The sequence below is a fragment of the Bradyrhizobium sp. genome, from assembly GCF_052389815.1.
GTDB lineage: Bacteria > Pseudomonadota > Alphaproteobacteria > Rhizobiales > Xanthobacteraceae > Bradyrhizobium.
Genome location: NZ_JBQTHN010000024.1, coordinates 1 through 4,797, shown reverse-complemented (window position 1 = coordinate 4,797; position 4,797 = coordinate 1). Strand labels below are relative to the sequence as shown.

The 4,797-nt window shown below is 60.1% G+C and carries 5 protein-coding genes and 1 pseudogene; 2 read left to right on the top strand and 4 right to left on the bottom strand.

Annotated elements, in window-relative coordinates; translation table 11 throughout:
- Positions 1 to 1,105: pseudogene (locus tag ACT4OC_RS05770) on the top strand (efflux RND transporter permease subunit); the annotation flags it as partial.
- 12 nt (positions 1,106 to 1,117) lie between these two features.
- Here the strand turns inward: ACT4OC_RS05770 and ACT4OC_RS05765 are convergent.
- Complete coding sequence (locus tag ACT4OC_RS05765) at positions 1,118 to 2,002, bottom strand: tyrosine-type recombinase/integrase (RefSeq protein ID WP_444838012.1); 885 nt, start codon at positions 2,000 to 2,002, stop codon at positions 1,118 to 1,120.
- Between the two features lie 104 nt (positions 2,003 to 2,106).
- Between ACT4OC_RS05765 and ACT4OC_RS05760 the strand changes: the two genes are divergently transcribed.
- A complete protein-coding gene (locus tag ACT4OC_RS05760; RefSeq protein ID WP_444838011.1) occupies positions 2,107 to 3,099 on the top strand; it encodes a hypothetical protein in 993 nt (330 codons plus the stop codon).
- Here ACT4OC_RS05760 and ACT4OC_RS05755 read toward each other — a convergent pair.
- From ACT4OC_RS05755 to ACT4OC_RS05745, 3 genes are all read right to left on the bottom strand, one after another.
- Positions 3,062 to 3,811, bottom strand: a complete 750-nt coding sequence (locus ACT4OC_RS05755; protein WP_444838010.1) for a methyltransferase domain-containing protein — start codon at positions 3,809 to 3,811, stop codon at positions 3,062 to 3,064. The genes ACT4OC_RS05760 and ACT4OC_RS05755 overlap by 38 nt on opposite strands.
- A 108-nt stretch (positions 3,812 to 3,919) precedes the next feature.
- Positions 3,920 to 4,498 (bottom strand): hypothetical protein, encoded by a 579-nt coding sequence (locus tag ACT4OC_RS05750; RefSeq protein WP_444838009.1) that lies wholly within the window; start codon positions 4,496 to 4,498, stop codon positions 3,920 to 3,922.
- A 10-nt stretch (positions 4,499 to 4,508) separates the two neighbouring features.
- Positions 4,509 to 4,797: inositol monophosphatase family protein (locus ACT4OC_RS05745; RefSeq protein ID WP_444838008.1), on the bottom strand; the 289-nt coding region annotated here is incomplete at its 5' end.

The following is a 4,797-nucleotide window of genomic DNA, read 5'->3' as shown; positions in this document are numbered from 1 at the left end:
GAAGGGCTTTGCGGCGCTCTCTGCCGCCGCCGACCAGATGGTGGCGCAGGCCAATGCGAGCCCGATCCTGCAGAAGGTCTATATCGAGGGCCTGCCGCCGGCGCCGCAGGTCAACCTGATGATCGACCGCGAAAAGGCCGGCGCGTTCGGCGTCACCTTCGAGGACATCAACCAGACCATCTCGACCAATCTCGGCTCGAACTACATCAACGACTTTCCGAACCGCGGGCGGATGCAGCGCGTGATCGTGCAGGCCGATCGCGGCAGCCGCATGAATGCCGACGACATCCTCAATTACAGCGTCAAGAACAGCCGCGGCCAGCTGGTGCCGTTCTCGGCGTTCGCCACCGTGCAGTGGCAGAAAGGCCCGACCCAGATCGCCGGCTTCAACTACTATCCCGCGGTGCGTATCTCCGGCGAGGCAAAACCCGGCTTCACCTCGGGCGATGCCATCGCCGAGATGGAGCGGCTGGCGAACAAGCTGCCGCGCGGCTTTGGCTACGAATGGACCGGGCAGTCGCTGCAGGAAAAGCTGTCTGGCTCGCAGGCGCCGTTCCTGCTGGGCCTCTCGGTGTTCGTGGTGTTCCTGCTGCTTGCGGCGCTCTACGAAAGCTGGACCATCCCGCTGGCCGTGCTGCTGACGATACCGCTCGGCATCTGCGGCGCGGTCATTGCCGCCACCATGCGCGGCCTGTCGAACGACGTCTATTTCACCGTCGGCCTGATCACCATCATCGGCCTGGCGGCAAAAGACGCTATCCTCATCATCGAATTCGCCAAGGATTTGCGCGCGCAGGGCAAGCCGCTGGTGGAAGCCACGATCTAAGCCTGTAGCTTTCGATTCCGTACGATCCTGATGACAGGCCTCGCCTTCGTCTGCGGCGTGCTGCCGATGGCGATTGCCACCGGCGCCGGCGGCGCCAGCCAGCAGGCGCTCGGCACCAGCGTCATGGGCGGCATGATCGCGGTGGTGATCCTGGCGCTGCTGATGGTGCCGGTGTTCTTCGTCAGCGTGCAGCGCGTGCTGGCCGGGGATCGGGAAAGGGCGGAGCCGAAGGCCGAGGCTGCAGGTGATGCGCACGCGGTACACCGGCCGGCGGAGTAGCGGCGCGTCCGGTTACGCGAGCGTGCTCAACACGTTCGCCCTCGCCAGCGTCGTGCGCAGCGCCTCGTCCGACACATGCGTATAGATCTCGGTCGTCGAGATGCTGGAATGCCCGAGCAGCCGCTGCACGAAGCGGATGTCGACACCTGTTTCGATCAGCAGGGTTGCAGCCGTATGACGCAGCATGTGCGGCGTCAGCTTGCGGCGTAGCCCAGCCCGCTCCGCGAGGGTGCGCAAGCGGCTTCGGATGGAGTGCGGTCGGAGCGGACGTCCCGTGCGGTTCTGGAACAGCGCGACGTTGTCGCCGCGCTGTCCGGCCAGCATTGTGAGCTCCTGCGACAGCGTTGCGTCGGAGACATAAGCGATCCGGTCGCGGGCTCCCTTGCCCCTGACTCGCAGGGCGGCGCCCTGCGACAGCACATCGTCTCTTTGCAGCGAGCAAAGCTCGCCCACACGCAAGCCGGTCGAAACCATCAGCCGAATAGCGATGGCGATGGCGAGATCTGCCGGCTTTGCCGGGGCGCCGGAGATTGACGAGGTCGACAAGAGCGATGAGGCTTCGACCTTGGACAGCGATTTCGGCAACTGCTTCCGCCGCGCGAGTCTCAGCCGCCAGCCGTCGAACGGGTTCGGCGTCCCCGACTGCTCGCAGGCGTGGTGAAAGAACGCCCTGAGACAGGCCAGCCGCCGCCGGATCGTCGCCGTCGACAACTTCCGCTCCGCCATGTCCTCCATGTAGGATTTCAGGCTTCCCGTCGAGATTTCCCTGAGCTCGACCCGCGCCCATTTCGAAAAGTCGGCGAGATCGAAACGATAGGCCGCGCAGGTGTGCGGAGACAACCGTCGCTCGACAACACAAAATTGAATGAATGCATCGATCACAACCGAGAACTGCATTGCCACTCTCCGGGACGCGGGGAGTGAATATTGAAGTGCTTTCATTTCGAAAAAGACAATCTTTGCCGAAGACCCGCACATAACTCGGAATTATTGGTACAAAAATGGAGCTAAAGCCGATTGACCGGACCGATCGAGCTGTTGGCCGGTTGAACGCTGCCTTAAGCATCTATCGGGAAACCATCCTCGCCGAAGCGCAGAATCCCGAGCGACAAATCTTGTATTGGATCGATCACAGCAAGGACGCCCTTACTGATGAGTTCCGCTGTTTCGCCATTCAACACGACAAGGCCGTTGTTGGATATCTTCAGTTTAGTTATTTCAGGGAGGAGCATGTCTTCTTCTTTGAGTATTTTTGTATCCGAGATCAAAAACGAGCCGGCCTGACCCCGAGTGCAGCTGTTGAAAGAATCAAGGAGTTTCTTTCCCAAAATTATTCGGCCGACTTCACCATTGTATTCGAGGTAGCCCAGAAGCGAGTTTCGGGAGATCAGTGGGAGTCCGACAAGAAGCTCATTTCATATTTCAAACGTCTCGGTTTCCGGACCGTAGATTTTCACTACAGGTATCCTGTGCTCCAATCTTACGACGGTGGGCTGAGTTATCCGGCCGACCTAATGATTTCTCTGCCCGCAAAACGAACCGAACTTCAATCATCAGAACTTCGAACAATATTGCGATGCATCTATTTTAAGCACTATTTGCGGTGGGATCGGCCATTCCTGGACCCCGAGAGTTTTCGCAAGCGTGAGAGCTTGATCGAGAAGCTGTACTCCGCTGAAGTGTCGCGCATCGGGGGTGACGATACGTTTGGAACTGATGGCGACGACAAGCGCTCTCTTGTTGCGCGATATTCAACACACGCTCCGCGGATTGGCGCGCTTTTGGAGAAGATATTCGGACCCAAGATGCCTAGAATACTGGGCGTCATGTTAGTTCTACTGGGTGCTCAATGGTTGCTTGGCGGCAGCTTATTGTTGATTCCATTCGTCCTAGCGGTGGCGGCGATCTATTGCTTGGGTGAGGATACCGACAGTTCTCGGAAACTCTTCTCAGTTGTTATCGCTCGCCTGTCCGTTTCACGGCAACGAACGTGATAAGATCCGCCCAGTTAGCGGGAAGAGGAATCCAATCGAGCTTCTCCTGGGCGAAAAGGGCTTGGCTGCAGGTGGCGCCAAGCCGGCGCGCTATTGCTGACCAAGTGTGAACACCTAACGTGGCCTTCGTCTCCAATCCAAACGATTGAAGCAGACTCGATATGTACCTCGGATCGTAGCGCCACGTCTTTTCCGGACTGCCATTGTAATCATCGACAACCAAGTCGGCGGCTCGGGCGAACGTGCTACTGAACCAATGAGTAGCGCTCCGGCTACTTCCAAAATCGCAAATTAGAGTCCCACTCGGTGCTAAGACGCGTGAGAACTCCGAGAAGGCGGCTGCAGGATCGCAGTACGCAAGCACTTCGCCCACGCACAGGACGCAGCTAAAGTAGGCATCGGAAAAGGGTAGTCTTTCGACACTCGCGCAAACTGCATTTTTGCGCCCCTTTATGGGCGTCGAGAATAAGTCGACTGATATTTCGCTCGATTGGCCCGTCGTGTTTCCGTAAACGCCAGCGCCGGCGTTTAGCAGACGGCTGGCTGATGGCCCCAGCAGCGACAACTGCTTGGTCAGAAATTCAGAGGTTCGTCTGCCCGAATAAGAGTGCCAGTCGTCCTCCTCAATTGTCGCGACGTCATAACGACTTCTAAGGTCGTCTCGCTTGAACCCTGGAGGCACGGTAAACAACAATAATTCCGAGTTATGCATCAAAAAACGCGTACAACATGCAACCGTTAATTTAAATTTCTCTAGTTTGCAACGAAATTTGAGCGTTGCGCCGCGTCGGGCTTACCGCAGATGCACCTTCGAGGATTCTCAATCGCCTCCGTCACAGCGCGCCACCGCACTCGCCGGCAAGCTCCTCGCCTCCTTCTCGGCTCCGATGAACAGCGGCAGACCTTCGCCGCAGGCACCGCCGGTCTTCAGCCGCTCGCCCGGCTCGAACCGCAGCGACAGCGCGTTCTGTCCGATCCTGCGCAAGACGGTGACGCTGCCGCCGTCGCAGTCGATGTAGCAGGACAGGGCCGGCAGGATGCGGTCGATGAACGTGTCGTTCCATTCGCAGATGGCTGACGTGGAGAGGCGCTCGGCGCCAGCGAGGTGGGCGTCGAGCCGGAGGCTGTAGCGCCAGTCATAGCGCCGGCCGGAGCGGTCGTCGCGGAAGGGGCGTTCGCCGGGCGAGAGCGAGATCTTCAGCCGCATCGCGCTCACCTCGCCAACACTGCGCCGGTCGCCGCGCGGCGAGGACAGGTCGATCGGGCGAGGAGGGCTGTAGTCGGCCGCAAAGCAGGTGGCGTCGCCGCGCTCGGGCAGCAGCGCTTCGATGCGCCAGAGGTAGATCGCCAGCACCAGCGCGGAAAAAACCGCTGCAGCTGCAATGGCGGCCTTGCGCATCGTCGGCCGCTCACAGCGGCTTCAATATTTTCACCAGCTCGGCGTGCACGAACTCGTTGCCGCAGACGACATGGCCCGATGTCAGCGCGTCGTCGTTGCCTTCGATGCCGGAGACGATGCCGCCGGACTCGCGCACCATGATCTGGCCGGCCGCGATGTCCCATGGGCTCAAGTTGCGCTCCCAATAGCCGTCGAGACGGCCGGCGGCGACGAAGGCGAGGTCGAGCGAGGCGGCGCCGAAACGGCGCAGGCCCGCGACCTCGTTCTGCAGCGCGGCCATCTCGCGGCGCGACTGCTCG